The sequence below is a fragment of the Vibrio sp. sp1 genome (assembly GCF_016920955.1).
Taxonomy (GTDB): domain Bacteria; phylum Pseudomonadota; class Gammaproteobacteria; order Enterobacterales; family Vibrionaceae; genus Vibrio; species Vibrio alginolyticus.
This window is the reverse complement of record NZ_CP060589.1, coordinates 2,272,514-2,288,340: the sequence shown is the minus strand read 5'-3', so window position 1 is coordinate 2,288,340 and position 15,827 is coordinate 2,272,514. Positions and strand designations below refer to the sequence as shown.

Sequence of the window (15,827 nt, the reverse complement as noted above, 5' to 3'; positions counted from 1 at the left end):
CCACAGTTCGGCACATCGATAAAATTAGTGAAGTGTGACGTGCGTTTCACTCATCACATTAACTTGTGATTTTAGTAGCTCGGAAGCCGGATCGTCAGGGCATTGGTCAATAAAGTACTGAAAATCTGATACCGCTACTTGAGGGCACTCTAGCTGTTGGAAAATAAAACCACGGTCACGAATTTCGTATGGGTCATCTGGCACAAATGTTAGAGCAAGATTTGTACAACGTAATGCCAGCGTATAATGCTCTTCACGCAACATCGCACTTTTAATCAACGCCAACCAGCGACCAATAATTGTTGGGTTGTCAGCTTCCTCAAAATGTTCAGGCTTTAGCTGAGCTAGCGGTCCTTCTTGGCCAATAAGCCAAGCTTGAAGAATCCTTTCACCTACATACTCACCATTAAATGGGTTGATGTAGTCTGGCTTCTTATGCATCCAGTCGACTTTTAACAGGAACTGAGTAGGGAAAGTAACTCCCTTCAACGGGAACCCCAGCTTTTTGCCTAGGTATAACAAAATCGAACCTAAGCTCACAGGAATACCTTTTCTGCGCTCCAACACTTTATCGATGAAGCTGTTGTCCGAAATAAAGTATTCCTGCTCGTCGCCTTTGAACCCCCACTCGTGGAAAAACAGTCGTAGGAATGCATCAAATCGTTGCTCTTCATCGGTTTCATGAACAAGCGTGGCTTCTGCATCTTTGTAAAGACGCTCTAACTCTTGTTTCGCCCAATGTACTTTGGTTTCTGGGTTAATCGCTTTGTTTAGCTCAAGCGCACCTTCCACCAACGGTATATTGTCAAAATCTTCGTCAAAAAACTCTAACATGACGTCTATCCAAATAACGTAGGGCTCTTAGACACAGCAATGTTTGCAGCCATGACCAACCAACCTAATGCGCCGAAAAAGCCAAATATCTTCAGTAGGTTGTTTTTCGCAAGTTTCAATGAGAAGAATCCAAGCGCAATGTACGCCAGTACGCAGGTGATTTTGTTTGTTAACCACGGTGCGGCATCGGTAAACGGGATGAAACCCGTAATGAAAATAAGCGCGATACCTGACACTAGCAATGCAGTATCAACGATGTGGGGAAACACTTTCAAAAAGCGATTATTTCGCTTCGGTGAGTTCATCATCATTAACACGAATCGGATCGATAGTAGCGTCGCGCTGAGAGCGATCGTCACTAAGTGTATGTGTTTTAGAGCTACGTACATTTTTCTTCTCTTTTTAGTTAGTGTTTGCTGACTTCCATGATTAACTGGCCAGACAACCAAGTGTTACTCGATCGTTACCGCCATAATCTTTTTCCGTAGCGACCTGTTGGTAACCAAAGCCACGCATTATCTCACGCACCGCCTCACCTTGATCATAACCATGTTCAAATGCCAGCCAACCGCCCACTTCAAGATACTGACGAGCAAGATCCGAGATATGACGAATATCAGCTAAGCCATTCTCTTTAGCAACTAATGCAGATTTTGGCTCAAAGCGCACATCGCCTTGGGATAAATGTGGATCTTTTTCATCAATATATGGCGGGTTGGAGACAATTAAAGCAAACTTCGTACCTTCTGTAATAGGCTCAAACCAACTGCCTTGAGCAAAGGTCACATTTTTGATGTTTAGCTGCTCAGCATTGTACTCTGCAAGTGCTTTCGCTTCTTGCTTAAGGTCTACGCCCATCACTTGACGCTTTGGCATTTCAGATGCAAGCGCGATGGCGATAGCTCCCGTCCCCGTTCCAAGATCTAAAATAGGCCCAGTCTGCTCGTAGGTCTTATCGAGTGCAACTTCGACCAAACGTTCTGTATCCGGTCTTGGGATCAAGGTAGAGGGAGAAACTTTGAATGGTAAAGACCAAAACTCTCGCTCACCAATAATATAAGCGACGGGTTCACCAGTTAAACGTCGTTCAAGTAGAGCGTCAAACTGAGATTTTTGCTCTGCTTCTAATGCTTTTTCTGGCCAGGTCAGCAGGTAAGTTCGTGGTTTGCCAAGGACATGGCAAAGGAGTACAGCTGCATCGAGAGAAGGCGACTCTTTGCCGCCTTCTGCCAGTTTCGCCGTCGCACTTTTCAGTGCTTGCTCAATCGATTGAACTTGGCTCATCGATTAGCCGTTCTCTGCGAGCGCCGCAAGTTGGTCTGCTTGGTGCTCTTGAATCACAGGATCAATCAAGCTCTGCAGGTCACCTTCCATCACTTCGTTCAAACGATAGATGGTCAGGTTGATACGGTGATCAGACACACGACCTTGTGGGTAGTTGTATGTACGAATACGGTCACTACGGTCACCAGAACCTAGAAGGTTACGACGTGTATCAGACACTTCTGCGGCACGACGCTCTTCTTCCGCTTGAACGATACGAGCAGCAAGAACCGCCATTGCTTTCGCTTTGTTCTTGTGCTGTGAACGCTCATCCTGACACTCTACTACCGTACCCGTTGGTAAGTGGGTAATACGAATTGCAGAATCCGTGGTGTTAACGTGCTGACCACCCGCGCCAGATGCACGGAACGTATCGATTTTCAGGTCTGCTGCTTTGATTTCAGGCAGATCCGCTTCAGGGATTTCCGCCATTACTGCTACTGTACAAGCAGAAGTATGCACACGGCCTTGAGATTCAGTTGCAGGAACACGCTGTACACGGTGACCGCCTGACTCAAATTTCAACACGCCGTATGCACCGTCGCCGCTTACTTTCGCGATCATCTCTTTGTAACCACCGTGCTCTGCCTCGTTTGAAGACATGACTTCGATGCGCCAGCCACGCTTTTCTGCGTACTTGCTGTACATACGGAATAGATCACCCGCGAAGATACCCGCTTCGTCGCCACCCGCACCTGCACGAATTTCTAGGAAACAGTTACGATCATCGTTCGGATCTTTTGGCAGAAGAAGAATCTGTAACTCATCAGTAAGACGCTCAATCGTCGCTTTCGCTTCTTTGATTTCTTCTTGCGCCATTTCACGCATTTCTTCGTCGTCTTCGTTTGCCATCTCTTCAGCGGCGACAAGATCTTCTTGTGCTTGTTGATAAGCTTGGAAGCACTTGGTTACTTCTTCTAGCTGAGAGTACTCTCTTGATAGAGCACGGAATTTGTCCTGATTTCCAATTACATCAGGATCACCAAGAAGATGTTGAACTTCTTCGTAACGTTCTACTAGCGTTTCTAGCTTAGTCAGAATAGAGGCTTTCATAGTGTCGTTTTCTTAATAAAAAGCGTGAGTTATAGATCATCCAAGCCAAGTGTTTGGCGGATAATCGTTAATTTTGCTGGTTCGCCTTGCTCTGCTGCACTTTGCAATGCGCGAGTTGGAGCGTGAATCAGTTTGTTGGTGAGTTTATTACTCAGCTCGCGCAGCACTTTCTCCGGATCTGCGCCTGCCGCTAAAGATTGCAAACTTTTGCTCAGTAACTCTTCACGAATTTCGTTGGCTGATTTGCGATAGTCGCGAATACTATCGACGGCTTGCAGTGAACGCAACCATGTCATAAATGCAGCGCTTTCTTCACTAACAATCGCTTCAGCTTGAATCGCTTCGACTTTACGCTGCTCAATGTTGCTGTCGATGATAGATTGCAAGTCATCAACAGAATACAGATATGCGTCGTTCAGTTCACCGACTTCCGACTCCACATCTCGCGGCACCGCAATATCGACTAACAAGATAGGTTGATGTCGGCGCTGCTTTAGAGCCGTTTCGACCATACCTTTGCCAATAATAGGCAATGGGCTCGCCGTTGAGCTAATCACAATATCCGCTTTCGCCAAATGTTCAGGAATTTCGTTCAAACTGATCACTTCTGCGCCAAATTGGTCCGCTAAGCCTTGCGCGCGCTCTTTAGTGCGGTTCGCGACAATCATTTTTGTGCAACCGTTGGACGCTAAATGCTTCGCGACCAATTCAATCGTCTCGCCCGCACCAACTAAAAGCACGGTTGAATCTGATAACGACTCAAAAATATGTTTTGCCAGTGTACATGCCGCATAAGCCACGGACACGGCATTACCACCAATATCTGTCTCTGTTCTTACCCGTTTGGCGACTGAGAACGTCTTTTGAAACAGTTTATCAATCGAGGCATCGACAGCTTGATGATCTCGCGAGTCAGAAAATGCTTGCTTTACCTGCCCCAAAATTTGAGGCTCACCCAACACCAGAGAGTCAAGACCGCACGATACGCGCATCAAATGCTTTATTGCAGCTTGTTCTTCATGAACATACAAACTCGGCATTAAATCTTCGCGGCTCACTTGATGAAATTGAGCAAGCCAATCGATCAACTTGTTTCGCGCTCCTTGCTTAACATCGCAGTACAACTCAGTTCGGTTACAGGTTGAAACAATCACACTGCCGTTAACCGCTTCGTGCTCTCTAAGTTGCTCGAGTGCAGGGCCGAGTTTATCCGGACCAAACGCCACCTTCTCTCGCAAGTCGACAGACGCTGTATTGTGATTAATTCCAATAGCAAGCAAGGACATCTAACGTGGTATCTCTGGGATAGGTTATAAAATAGGTCCAGAATTTTACTGTAAGCACGCATTTATTGAAAGGGTAAGCCGGATTTGTTTTCCTAAGTGCGACTTTTCAATGCTATAGTTGTGAGCGATTCCCGATGAAACTGATTAATAAGCCATCAAACATGACGTTACGCTCCTTTATTCTTTTTTTCTTGTCGAGCTTACTGCTCGCTGGTTGTTCGTCCGTTCCTGAAAGTGTTACCAGCGTTGAATGGCAAGCTCATGAGCAGCGACTCGAAACCATCCAAGATTTTCAAGCAACGGGGAAACTTGGTTATATTGGCCCAGACCAAAGACAAAATTTAAACTTCTACTGGAAACATTCTTCAGCACTAAGCCAGTTGCGTTTAACAACGATTCTCGGACAAACGGCATTAAAGCTCACCATCACCCCACAAGGCGCCACAGTAGAAACTTACGATGATCAGGTCCTTTCTTCTCGCAGTGCTAATCAGCTGATTTACCGTCTTACAGGGTTGATGATGCCCGTCGATCACATGCCTGACTGGCTATTAGGTCTACCGACCGATGCCGACAAATTCCAACTGTCTCCAACCAATACACTGCAAGCGTTAAACAAACAAATTGGTTTAAATGATTGGAGTATCGCTTATCAACGATATGGCGACGTTCAATGGCATGAACAGTCTCTCCCTCTGCCAAATAAGCTGAAACTCACCACAGCTGATGTCAAAATAAATCTAGTGATCACAAAATGGAACATCACCCAATGATTGAACTTTCAACACGCTGGCCATCACCAGCGAAATTGAATCTCTTTCTATATATCAACGGCCGTACAGAGAATGGCTACCACGAGTTACAAACCTTATTCCAATTCGTCGATCACGGCGATGAGCTCACCATTCAAGCGAACCATTCTGGTGATATTACGATTTCTCCAGAGATAGAAGGTGTGCCTCTTCAAGACAATTTAATTTGGAAAGCAGCAACCGCGCTTCAAGCTTACTCAAACTGCCCTTTTGGCGCGCATATTGAGCTACAGAAAGTGCTGCCTATGGGTGGAGGCATTGGTGGGGGCTCATCGAATGCAGCTACAGCATTAGTGGCACTGAATTACTTATGGCAACTGAATCTAACTGACGACGAACTGGCTGAAATAGGTTTAAAACTAGGCGCAGACGTGCCCGTATTTGTGCGCGGATTTGCAGCTTTTGCTGAAGGTGTTGGTGAAAAACTCTCTCCTGCTTATCCCGAAGAAAAGTGGTATTTAGTCGTCAGACCGAATGTATCTATCGCAACCGTCGACGTTTTTTGTCATCCAGATCTAACGCGAAACACCCCAAAACGAGATCTAGAAACACTTTTAAATACGCCAAGCGTAAACGATTGCGAAAAAATTGTACGAATGCTCTACCCAGAGGTTGATAAGCAACTTTCTTGGCTGCTACAATACGCGCCGTCAAGATTGACGGGGACAGGATCTTGCGTTTTTGCTGAATTTTCGAGCAAATCTGAAGCAGAAACTATCCTTGCACAACTCTCTGATAAAGTCTCGGCATTTGTCGCTCAAGGGCGCAATATTTCGCCATTAAAAGAGACTTTGGCTGAATACCAATCAGCCTCACACCGACCTATTTAAACTGGACGCAAACCCGAGGTTTCCACCGTGCCTGATATGAAGCTATTTGCTGGTAACGCAACACCTGAACTAGCCCAACGTATTGCTGATCGTCTTTACATCTCTCTTGGTGATGCATCTGTTTCTCGCTTTTCTGATGGCGAAGTTGCAGTTCAAATCAATGAGAATGTTCGTGGTAGCGATGTTTTCATCATTCAATCCACTTGTGCACCGACTAACGACAACCTAATGGAATTGGTTGTTATGATTGATGCAATGCGCCGTGCTTCAGCAGGCCGTATCACTGCAGTTATCCCTTACTTCGGCTACGCTCGCCAAGACCGTCGTGTACGTTCTGCGCGTGTGCCAATTACTGCAAAAGTTGTTGCTGATTTCCTATCTAACGTTGGTGTTGACCGCGTTCTAACTATCGACCTACATGCAGAGCAAATTCAAGGCTTCTTCGATGTACCTGTAGACAACATCTTCGGCACGCCAGTGCTACTTGAAGATATGCAGGCTCGCGGTCTAGATAACCCTGTAGTGGTATCTCCTGACCTAGGTGGCGTTGTTCGTGCTCGTGCAACAGCAAAAGCACTAGGCGACATCGACATCGCAATCGTAGATAAGCGTCGTCCACGTGCAAACGTTTCTGAAGTAATGAACCTAATCGGTGATGTTGAAGGTCGTGACTGTGTGATCGTTGATGACATGATCGACACAGGTGGCACACTATGTAAAGCAGCTGAAGCACTAAAAGAGCGCGGTGCTAAGCGTGTATTCGCTTACGCTACTCACGCAGTATTCTCAGGCAACGCTGCGGATAACATCAAGAACTCAGTTCTTGACCAAGTTATCGTAACTGACTCTATCTCTCTGTCTAAAGAGATGGCTGCAACAGGTAAAGTGACAACACTAAGCCTATCTCGCATGCTAGCTGAAGCGATTCGTCGTATCAGCAACGAAGAGTCAATCTCTGCAATGTTCAACTAATACGAACATTTCAGTTACACTGATTTCAAAAGCACCCCTCTTTGGGGTGTTTTTTTATTTGTACTGATAACTAGAAAATCCCTTGGTCGCCCACCGCGAGTTTTCTGTGCTATCATACTGCGCTTTTTGAGATTCCAGAGAGATCCTAACCTTGAGTCAACAAATCAAACTTCTTGTTGGTCTTGCTAATCCAGGACCAGAATACGCCAGAACTCGTCACAATGCGGGCGCTTGGGTTGTAGAAGAATTAGCACGCGTTCACAACGTTACACTGAAGAACGAACCAAAGTTTTTTGGTCTAACAGGACGCATTATGGTCAATGGCCAGGATCTCCGTTTGCTTATCCCAACCACCTTCATGAATCTATCAGGTAAATCGATCGCAGCGCTTGCGAAATTTTATCAAATTAAACCTGAAGAGATCATGGTTGCTCATGACGAGCTAGACTTACCGCCAGGTGTCGCTAAGTTTAAAAAAGGTGGGGGGCACGGTGGACACAACGGTCTGCGTGACACCATTAGCAAACTGGGCAATAACAAAGATTTTTATCGTCTTCGTATTGGCATTGGTCATCCGGGACACAAAGATAAAGTGGCGGGTTTTGTATTAGGTAAAGCGCCAGCTAAAGAGCAAGAGCTTTTAGATGCAGCAGCTGATGAGGCTGTTCGTTGTCTAGATATCCTGATTAAGGATGGCCTATCTAAAGCACAAAATCGCCTCCACACGTTCAAAGCTGAATAAGGTTACTATCATGGGTTTTAAATGTGGCATCGTTGGTCTACCTAACGTAGGTAAATCAACTCTGTTCAACGCACTAACTAAAGCGGGTATCGAAGCAGCAAACTTCCCGTTCTGTACCATTGAACCAAACACTGGTGTGGTTCCTGTGCCAGATCTACGTCTAGACGCACTAGCTAAGATCGTTAACCCACAGAGAGTTCTTCCAACGACGATGGAGTTCGTGGACATCGCTGGTCTTGTTGCTGGTGCATCACGTGGTGAAGGTTTAGGTAACAAATTCCTAGCTAACATCCGTGAAACAGACGCGATTGGCCACGTTGTACGTTGTTTTGAAAACGAAAACATTGTTCATGTTTCAGGTAAAGTTTCACCTATCGAAGATATCGAAGTGATCAACCTCGAACTTGCAATGGCTGATCTAGATTCTTGTGAGCGAGCGATTCAACGTAACGCGAAGAAGGCAAAAGGCGGCGATAAAGACGCAAAATTTGAACTAACCGTACTAGAAAAACTGTTACCAGTACTAACTGAAGGCGGCATGGCACGCACAGTTGAGCTATCTAAAGAAGAGTTAGCAGCAATCGGCTATCTAAACTTCCTAACACTGAAGCCAACTATGTACATTGCAAACGTAAACGAAGATGGCTTCGAAAATAACCCATATCTAGATGCGGTTCGTGAGTTCGCAGAAAAAGAAAACAATGTCGTTGTACCTGTATGTGCAGCTATCGAATCTGAACTATCTGAACTAGAAGATGAAGATCGCGAAGAATTCCTAGCAGATATGGGGATCGAAGAGCCGGGCCTGAACCGTGTAATTCGCTCTGGTTACGAACTACTGACTCTACACACCTACTTCACAGCAGGTGTTAAAGAAGTACGTGCTTGGACAATCCCTGTTGGTGCAACTGCGCCTCAGGCGGCAGGTAAGATCCACACTGACTTCGAGAAAGGCTTTATTCGTGCAGAAGTAGTTGGTTACGACGATTTCATCCAATTCAATGGTGAAAATGGCGCAAAAGACGCAGGTAAATGGCGTCTAGAAGGTAAAGACTACATCGTAAAAGATGGCGATGTTGTACACTTCCGCTTCAATGTTTAATTAAATGAATGAATTCTAAACACTTCATTTACACTAAAAGCCAGCTGTTAAGCTGGCTTTTTTAATACCTTAAGTAAATGAACAAAAATAAATTACGCAACTGCAAGCTAATTTATTTCCAGTTTTAGATCATAAACACGCCTCTTTGTTTAAAAAGGAAGCGAACGAGGTTTTTTCCGAAATTTATTAAAAAAAACTGTTGACGGATCTCACTCAACTTCGCATAATGCGCGCCGTTCCCAACGACAAGGCAACAAAGCGTTGAGAACAAAAAATATGGTTTTGGCTACGTAGCTCAGCTGGTTAGAGCACATCACTCATAATGATGGGGTCACAGGTTCGAATCCCGTCGTAGCCACCATTCCTAAATGTTCTTTTTATCAGAGCAGTTAGGAATAGATGCGGAAGTGGCGGAATTGGTAGACGCACCAGATTTAGGTTCTGGCGCCGCAAGGTGTGAGAGTTCAAGTCTCTCCTTCCGCACCATATTTTAAATAGTCATTGTGACTATTGCCTGCAGGTCTATCGCCAAGCGGTAAGGCAGCGGCTTTTGATGCCGCCATTCCCTGGTTCGAATCCAGGTAGACCTGCCATTATTCAAGTGAGATTCCTTTATAAAAGGGGTTGTCACTGAGAGCGTGAAGGTTTATATTGTCTCGCTCCAAAAGATGGCTACGTAGCTCAGCTGGTTAGAGCACATCACTCATAATGATGGGGTCACAGGTTCGAATCCCGTCGTAGCCACCATGAACAACGTTATTTAGGTTTTTACCAATTACCTTGATAACTACAGAATAAGTTGCGGAAGTGGCGGAATTGGTAGACGCACCAGATTTAGGTTCTGGCGCCGCAAGGTGTGAGAGTTCAAGTCTCTCCTTCCGCACCATTATTAAAGTCTCTTTTATTAGAGCAATGTAGGGCTATCGCCAAGCGGTAAGGCAGCGGCTTTTGATGCCGCCATTCCCTGGTTCGAATCCAGGTAGCCCTGCCACATACAATGATATTGAGATTTTACCAATTATCTTGATATCTACAGATCAAGTTGCGGAAGTGGCGGAATTGGTAGACGCACCAGATTTAGGTTCTGGCGCCGCAAGGTGTGAGAGTTCAAGTCTCTCCTTCCGCACCATTATTTAAGTCTCTTTTATTAGAGCAATGTAGGGCTATCGCCAAGCGGTAAGGCAGCGGCTTTTGATGCCGCCATTCCCTGGTTCGAATCCAGGTAGCCCTGCCATATACAATGATATTGAGATTTTACCAATTATCTTGATATCTACAGAATAAGTTGCGGAAGTGGCGGAATTGGTAGACGCACCAGATTTAGGTTCTGGCGCCGCAAGGTGTGAGAGTTCAAGTCTCTCCTTCCGCACCATTATTTAAGTCTCTTTTATTAGAGCAATGTAGGGCTATCGCCAAGCGGTAAGGCAGCGGCTTTTGATGCCGCCATTCCCTGGTTCGAATCCAGGTAGCCCTGCCACATACAATGATATTGAGATTTTACCAATTATCTTGATATCTAAAGGTCAAGTTGCGGAAGTGGCGGAATTGGTAGACGCACCAGATTTAGGTTCTGGCGCCGCAAGGTGTGAGAGTTCAAGTCTCTCCTTCCGCACCATTCTTGATCAAAGTTTTAAAATGGCTACGTAGCTCAGCTGGTTAGAGCACATCACTCATAATGATGGGGTCACAGGTTCGAATCCCGTCGTAGCCACCATAAACAACGTTATTTAGGTTTTTACCAATTACCTTGATAACTACAGAATAAGTTGCGGAAGTGGCGGAATTGGTAGACGCACCAGATTTAGGTTCTGGCGCCGCAAGGTGTGAGAGTTCAAGTCTCTCCTTCCGCACCATTATTTAAGTCTCTTTTATTAGAGCAATGTAGGGCTATCGCCAAGCGGTAAGGCAGCGGCTTTTGATGCCGCCATTCCCTGGTTCGAATCCAGGTAGCCCTGCCATATACAATGATATTGAGATTTTACCAATTATCTTGATATCTACAGATCAAGTTGCGGAAGTGGCGGAATTGGTAGACGCACCAGATTTAGGTTCTGGCGCCGCAAGGTGTGAGAGTTCAAGTCTCTCCTTCCGCACCATTCTTGGTCAAAAATTTAAAATGGCTACGTAGCTCAGCTGGTTAGAGCACATCACTCATAATGATGGGGTCACAGGTTCGAATCCCGTCGTAGCCACCATTGATTAGATTGCTAGCATAAGCTATCAGTCACGTAGATTTAAGATGCGGAAGTGGCGGAATTGGTAGACGCACCAGATTTAGGTTCTGGCGCCGCAAGGTGTGAGAGTTCAAGTCTCTCCTTCCGCACCATCTTAAATTAATCTACACTATCAGAATACGCGGAAGTGGCGGAATTGGTAGACGCACCAGATTTAGGTTCTGGCGCCGTAAGGTGTGAGAGTTCAAGTCTCTCCTTCCGCACCATTCTTTCTCTCGATAAGAGAGGTTAAGTAGTCTTTGACTATTTACGCTCTAGGGCTATCGCCAAGCGGTAAGGCAGCGGCTTTTGATGCCGCCATTCCCTGGTTCGAATCCAGGTAGCCCTGCCATATACAACGATATTGAGATTTTACCAATTATCTTGATATCTACAGATTAAGTTGCGGAAGTGGCGGAATTGGTAGACGCACCAGATTTAGGTTCTGGCGCCGCAAGGTGTGAGAGTTCAAGTCTCTCCTTCCGCACCATTATCGGAAAACCCAGCATGACTTTGCTGGGTTTTTTCTTTTTTTTGGTTCTGGACTCGGGAAATCATTAGATTTGCCGAATTAAAAAAGCGAGCTCATGGCTCGCTTTTTTTCTATCTGTGATTTGAGTAGCTTACTACATACCTAACGCGTATTTCAGTACTTGAGCCTTAATTGGCCCTGAGTTTTCAGCAAGCTTCAATGCAGCATTACGTACGAACTTCAATGGCCCAAGATCGTTGCTAAAACCTTTATAGAAAAAGTCCATGCCCGTCTGCATGAGTAAGTTGTCAGGTCGACGTGCGCGTTCGTATTTCGCGAGTAAGGTATCTTCCAGCTTTTCTTGGTGCTCTGTTACCGAAAGGAGAACGTCTACATCTTTGAAGCCTAAGTTTACCCCTTGCCCTGCAAGCGGATTGATCGTATGAGCAGAGTCACCCACTAACACGCAATTTTTGCTTGAGTAGCTTTGCGCATGACGACGAGTGAGTGGGAATGAGCCAAACTGTAAAACTTCAATATCGCCTAATTCAGCAGGGAAATGACGTAAGATTTCTTCCCTTAGTTGAGGTTTACCCATCGCACACAGTTGTTTAATACGTTTAGGCGAGTCATACCAAACCAAAGAACCTTGGCCTACTACTTGACCATCGTCGTTACTCAAAGAGCACAGAGGTAAAAATGAACGTGGGCCTGAAGGTGTAAATTGTTGCCAAGTAATATCTTGCTGAGGCAATTCTGTTTTCACGTTAATCAACATGCAGTGTTGTCGGTAATCCCACGCAGTTACACCAATTCCAGCCAATTGACGAACTTTAGAGTTTGCACCATCAGCACCAATCACCCAGTTAGCTTCAAACTGCTCCCCACTTTCTAGTGTCACAAGGTTTACATCTGCAAACTCAATGGCTTTTAATCGCTCAGGACACATCACGGTTAGATTTTCATACTGAGAGAAGACTTGCCAAAGACCTAATTGGATTAGGCGATTTTCAACGATGTAACCTAGCTGATCCAATGACAATTCATCAGAGTGAAAACGAGTACGGCACTCTGGGTGCTCCCAAGTTTCTAAGCGACGATAAGGACAAACTCGCATGCTCTTGATCTCTGACCATGCTCCGAGTGAATCAAGTAACTCCACCGACTGGTGCGAGATTGCAGATACACGAATATCCATCGCCTGAGCGGCATCAAAAACTTTAGGTTTTGTACCTTCAACCAAGACAACGCTTCTGCCCTGCTTGGCAAATCCAACAGCGACGGCTGCCCCAACCATACCGCCACCGATCACGGCGATGTCATACTTGTTCATTTTTCACTCTTCATCGTGCTGATTAATTGGCGTTTTTTATTGTACTTTCCATGGCTATTTTTACAAAATTGTTTAACAAAAAACCTTGTTCTGCATAGGGCGAAAAACTAGATTTCATCAGGCTTTGCAGAGAATTAGCTAGATCACTAGTCAGGTGCTTTTTAAAGCAGTACAATACGCCGCTTACCGCCGTGATGGCGGCTATAATTTGAGCAATAGCTCTCCGATTTAAGTACAACTGAACGAGCGAAAGTGAGATGAGTAAGAAACTGCTAATTAAAACCTGGGGCTGCCAGATGAACGAATACGATTCATCAAAAATGGCCGACCTGCTTAATGCTGCAAACGGCTACGAGCTGACGGAAGAGCCAGAGGAAGCAGACGTACTTCTACTTAACACCTGTTCGATCCGTGAAAAAGCGCAAGAGAAAGTTTTCCACCAGCTAGGCCGCTGGAAAACACTAAAAGATAAAAAACCTGGCGTAGTTATCGGTGTAGGTGGTTGTGTAGCAACGCAAGAAGGTGACCATATTCGTGAACGTGCACCATACGTTGACGTTATTTTTGGCCCACAAACTTTGCACCGCCTACCTGAGATGATCAAACAATCTCAGTCCGATGATGCACCAGTTATGGACATTTCGTTCCCAGAGATCGAAAAATTCGACCGCCTACCTGAACCTCGCGCTGAAGGTGCGACAGCATTCGTTTCTATTATGGAAGGCTGCTCTAAGTACTGTACTTACTGTGTCGTACCGTACACTCGTGGTGAAGAAGTAAGCCGTCCAATGGATGACGTACTGTTCGAAATCGCCCAACTTGCTGAACAAGGCGTACGTGAAGTAAACCTTCTGGGTCAAAACGTAAACGCGTACCGTGGTCCTATGCACGATGGTGAGATCTGTTCATTTGCAGAACTGCTTCGTTTGGTTGCGTCTATCGATGGTATCGACCGTATTCGTTTCACGACGAGCCACCCGTTAGAATTCACAGACGACATCATCGCAGTATACGAAGATACGCCAGAACTTGTGAGCTTCCTGCACTTACCTGTGCAAAGTGGTAGTGACCGTATCCTAACGATGATGAAACGCCCTCACACCGCTATCGAATACAAATCGATCATCCGTAAACTGCGTAAAGCTCGTCCTGATATCCAAATCAGTTCAGACTTTATTGTTGGTTTCCCTGGTGAGACAGACAAAGACTTCCAAGACACCATGAAGCTAATCAAAGATGTAGACTTTGACATGAGCTTCAGCTTTATTTTCTCTCCACGTCCAGGTACGCCAGCAGCGGATTACCCTTGTGATGTGTCAGAACAAGTGAAGAAAGAGCGCCTTTACGAACTACAGCAAACTATCAATGCTCAAGCGATGCGTTACTCTCGCTTAATGCTTGGCACAGAACAACGTGTTCTAGTTGAAGGTCCTTCGAAGAAAAATCTAATGGAACTACGCGCTCGTACAGAAAACAACCGTGTAGTAAACTTTGAAGGTAGTGCAGACCTAATTGGTCAGTTCGTTGATGTGAAGATCGTAGACGTATTTGCAAACTCACTGCGTGGTGAGCTAGTACGTACTGAAAAAGACATGGATCTTCGTAGTGTGATTTCCCCAACGCAGATGATGGCGAAAACACGTCGCGAAGATGAGCTGGGTGTAGCTACTTTTACGCCGTAAGCTCGTATAAATAGCCATAGAGAGCCTGGTCGTTATCAGGCTCTCACTAAGTGGCAAAAAATGAGAGGCAACATTGAGCAATAAAATCGTAACTCTAGAAATTAACCTAGAACCTTCAGACAACCGCCGACTAGCTAGCCTGTGCGGCCCATTCGATGACAACATCAAGCATTTAGAACGTCGTCTAGGCGTTGAAATTAACCACCGTAGTGACCACTTTACGATTGTCGGTAAACCTCATACCGCATCAGCTGCGCTGGATATCCTGAAAACTCTATATGTTGATACCGCACCTGTACGAGGTGAGATCCCAGATATTGAGCCTGAGCAAATCCACCTAGCGATCAAAGAGTCTGGTGTTCTTGAGCAGAATACTGAGTCTAATATCGAGCACGGTAAAGAAGTCTTCGTCAAAACCAAGAAAGGTGTGATCAAACCACGTACGCCAAACCAAGCGCAGTACTTGGTTAACATGGTCACGCATGATATTTCTTTTGGTATTGGCCCGGCTGGTACAGGTAAAACCTACCTTGCTGTAGCAGCAGCTGTTGACGCACTAGAGCGCCAAGAGATCCGTCGTATTCTACTTACTCGTCCAGCGGTTGAAGCTGGTGAAAAATTGGGCTTCCTGCCTGGTGATTTAAGCCAGAAAGTCGACCCATACCTACGTCCGCTATACGACGCTCTATTTGAAATGCTGGGCTTTGAGCGCGTAGAGAAGCTGATTGAACGTAACGTGATTGAGGTTGCCCCTCTTGCTTACATGCGTGGTCGTACTCTAAACGACGCCTTTATCATTCTTGATGAGAGTCAGAACACCACTGTTGAACAGATGAAGATGTTCCTAACGCGTATTGGTTTTAACTCTCGCGCGGTTATCACTGGTGATGTCACGCAGATTGACTTACCTCGTGGTGCGAAATCGGGTCTTCGTCATGCTATTGAAGTACTAAGCGAAGTTGACGACATCAGCTTTAACTTCTTCTTGGCCGACGACGTTGTACGTCACCCTGTGGTTGCTCGTATCGTTAACGCGTACGAGAAGTGGGAAGCACAAGACCAGAAAGAGCGTAAAGAGTTCGAGAAACGCCGTCGTGAAGAACGCGATGCGAAGTTACTAGAAGCAGCAAAAGCCGAACTGAATGCACAAGTTGCTTCAACTAAGGAATAACC

Annotated in this window: 13 protein-coding genes and 20 tRNA genes; 27 read left to right on the top strand and 6 right to left on the bottom strand. The window is 45.6% G+C overall.

All coding sequences use genetic code 11. The annotated features are described in order from the left end of the window. Positions 1–24 precede the first annotated feature (24 nt). From H9L11_RS10800 to hemA, 5 genes are read right to left on the bottom strand one after another with little or no spacing between them, the layout of a single operon-like run. On the bottom strand, positions 25–834 hold the full coding sequence (locus H9L11_RS10800) for a SirB1 family protein (protein WP_005384098.1): 810 nt from the start codon (positions 832–834) through the stop codon (positions 25–27). 5 nt (positions 835–839) lie between these two features. Next, positions 840–1,223, bottom strand: coding sequence for a SirB2 family protein (locus H9L11_RS10795; RefSeq protein ID WP_005382225.1), 384 nt, complete (start codon positions 1,221–1,223; stop codon positions 840–842). 40 nt (positions 1,224–1,263) lie between these two features. Continuing rightward, on the bottom strand, positions 1,264–2,118 hold the full coding sequence (prmC, locus tag H9L11_RS10790) for a peptide chain release factor N(5)-glutamine methyltransferase (protein ID WP_017634841.1): 855 nt from the start codon (positions 2,116–2,118) through the stop codon (positions 1,264–1,266). Between the two features lie 3 nt (positions 2,119–2,121). Beyond that, positions 2,122–3,210 carry a peptide chain release factor 1 gene (gene prfA / locus H9L11_RS10785; protein WP_005382222.1) on the bottom strand — a complete coding sequence of 363 codons (1,089 nt, stop codon included), beginning with the start codon at positions 3,208–3,210 and terminating at the stop codon, positions 2,122–2,124. A gap of 29 nt (positions 3,211–3,239) precedes the next feature. Next, on the bottom strand, positions 3,240–4,496 hold the full coding sequence (gene hemA / locus H9L11_RS10780) for a glutamyl-tRNA reductase (RefSeq protein ID WP_005384104.1): 1,257 nt from the start codon (positions 4,494–4,496) through the stop codon (positions 3,240–3,242). 134 nt (positions 4,497–4,630) lie between these two features. Between hemA and lolB the strand changes: the two genes are divergently transcribed. The 25 genes from lolB to H9L11_RS10655 all read left to right on the top strand — a co-directional run bounded on the left by lolB (position 4,631) and on the right by H9L11_RS10655 (position 11,657). Then, entirely contained in the window at positions 4,631–5,269 is a 639-nt protein-coding gene (gene lolB / locus H9L11_RS10775) for a lipoprotein insertase outer membrane protein LolB (RefSeq protein WP_017634843.1), read from the top strand. Continuing rightward, the gene (ispE, locus tag H9L11_RS10770; RefSeq protein ID WP_005384108.1) at positions 5,266–6,138 is read left to right on the top strand and encodes a 4-(cytidine 5'-diphospho)-2-C-methyl-D-erythritol kinase; all 873 of its coding nucleotides are present in this window, start codon (positions 5,266–5,268) and stop codon (positions 6,136–6,138) included. The genes lolB and ispE overlap by 4 nt, the downstream gene beginning before the upstream one ends. Positions 6,139–6,165: 27 nt before the next feature. Beyond that, entirely contained in the window at positions 6,166–7,110 is a 945-nt protein-coding gene (locus H9L11_RS10765; RefSeq protein WP_005393176.1) for a ribose-phosphate pyrophosphokinase, read from the top strand. Between the two features lie 151 nt (positions 7,111–7,261). Then, positions 7,262–7,852, top strand: coding sequence for an aminoacyl-tRNA hydrolase (gene pth, locus H9L11_RS10760; protein ID WP_005384112.1), 591 nt, complete (start codon positions 7,262–7,264; stop codon positions 7,850–7,852). 10 nt (positions 7,853–7,862) lie between these two features. Beyond that, positions 7,863–8,954 carry a redox-regulated ATPase YchF gene (ychF, locus tag H9L11_RS10755; RefSeq protein WP_005393178.1) on the top strand — a complete coding sequence of 364 codons (1,092 nt, stop codon included), beginning with the start codon at positions 7,863–7,865 and terminating at the stop codon, positions 8,952–8,954. Between the two features lie 284 nt (positions 8,955–9,238). Continuing rightward, positions 9,239–9,315 (top strand) — tRNA-Met (locus H9L11_RS10750). Between the two features lie 40 nt (positions 9,316–9,355). Continuing rightward, a tRNA-Leu gene (locus tag H9L11_RS10745) sits at positions 9,356–9,440 on the top strand. 32 nt (positions 9,441–9,472) lie between these two features. Continuing rightward, a tRNA-Gln gene (locus H9L11_RS10740) sits at positions 9,473–9,547 on the top strand. A 77-nt stretch (positions 9,548–9,624) separates the two neighbouring features. Then, a tRNA-Met gene (locus H9L11_RS10735) sits at positions 9,625–9,701 on the top strand. Positions 9,702–9,755: 54 nt separating this feature from the next. Beyond that, positions 9,756–9,840, top strand: a tRNA-Leu gene (locus tag H9L11_RS10730). Positions 9,841–9,870: 30 nt separating this feature from the next. Beyond that, positions 9,871–9,945 (top strand) — tRNA-Gln (locus H9L11_RS10725). Between the two features lie 53 nt (positions 9,946–9,998). Beyond that, positions 9,999–10,083, top strand: a tRNA-Leu gene (locus H9L11_RS10720). Positions 10,084–10,113: 30 nt separating this feature from the next. Further along, positions 10,114–10,188: transfer RNA gene (locus H9L11_RS10715), tRNA-Gln, on the top strand. A 53-nt stretch (positions 10,189–10,241) separates the two neighbouring features. After that, positions 10,242–10,326 (top strand) — tRNA-Leu (locus H9L11_RS10710). 30 nt (positions 10,327–10,356) lie between these two features. Beyond that, a tRNA-Gln gene (locus tag H9L11_RS10705) sits at positions 10,357–10,431 on the top strand. Positions 10,432–10,484: 53 nt separating this feature from the next. After that, positions 10,485–10,569: transfer RNA gene (locus H9L11_RS10700), tRNA-Leu, on the top strand. 22 nt (positions 10,570–10,591) lie between these two features. Continuing rightward, positions 10,592–10,668 (top strand) — tRNA-Met (locus H9L11_RS10695). A gap of 54 nt (positions 10,669–10,722) precedes the next feature. Further along, positions 10,723–10,807 (top strand) — tRNA-Leu (locus tag H9L11_RS10690). A 30-nt stretch (positions 10,808–10,837) separates the two neighbouring features. Continuing rightward, positions 10,838–10,912: transfer RNA gene (locus H9L11_RS10685), tRNA-Gln, on the top strand. 53 nt (positions 10,913–10,965) lie between these two features. Further along, positions 10,966–11,050: transfer RNA gene (locus H9L11_RS10680), tRNA-Leu, on the top strand. Between the two features lie 22 nt (positions 11,051–11,072). Next, positions 11,073–11,149 (top strand) — tRNA-Met (locus tag H9L11_RS10675). A gap of 46 nt (positions 11,150–11,195) precedes the next feature. Continuing rightward, positions 11,196–11,280, top strand: a tRNA-Leu gene (locus tag H9L11_RS10670). Between the two features lie 29 nt (positions 11,281–11,309). Beyond that, positions 11,310–11,394, top strand: a tRNA-Leu gene (locus tag H9L11_RS10665). 50 nt (positions 11,395–11,444) lie between these two features. Further along, positions 11,445–11,519 (top strand) — tRNA-Gln (locus H9L11_RS10660). A gap of 53 nt (positions 11,520–11,572) precedes the next feature. Continuing rightward, positions 11,573–11,657, top strand: a tRNA-Leu gene (locus H9L11_RS10655). A gap of 136 nt (positions 11,658–11,793) precedes the next feature. Here the strand turns inward: H9L11_RS10655 and H9L11_RS10650 are convergent. Continuing rightward, positions 11,794–12,972, bottom strand: a complete 1,179-nt coding sequence (locus tag H9L11_RS10650; protein WP_017821766.1) for a 2-octaprenyl-3-methyl-6-methoxy-1,4-benzoquinol hydroxylase — start codon at positions 12,970–12,972, stop codon at positions 11,794–11,796. A 257-nt stretch (positions 12,973–13,229) separates the two neighbouring features. Between H9L11_RS10650 and miaB the strand changes: the two genes are divergently transcribed. Together miaB and H9L11_RS10640 are read left to right on the top strand one after the other, a co-directional pair. Further along, positions 13,230–14,654: a tRNA (N6-isopentenyl adenosine(37)-C2)-methylthiotransferase MiaB gene (gene miaB, locus H9L11_RS10645; RefSeq protein WP_005373038.1), complete on the top strand. Its 1,425-nt coding sequence runs from the start codon at positions 13,230–13,232 to the stop codon at positions 14,652–14,654. A gap of 73 nt (positions 14,655–14,727) precedes the next feature. Further along, positions 14,728–15,825, top strand: a complete 1,098-nt coding sequence (locus H9L11_RS10640; RefSeq protein ID WP_005373033.1) for a PhoH family protein — start codon at positions 14,728–14,730, stop codon at positions 15,823–15,825. The last annotated feature ends 2 nt before the right edge of the window (positions 15,826–15,827 follow it).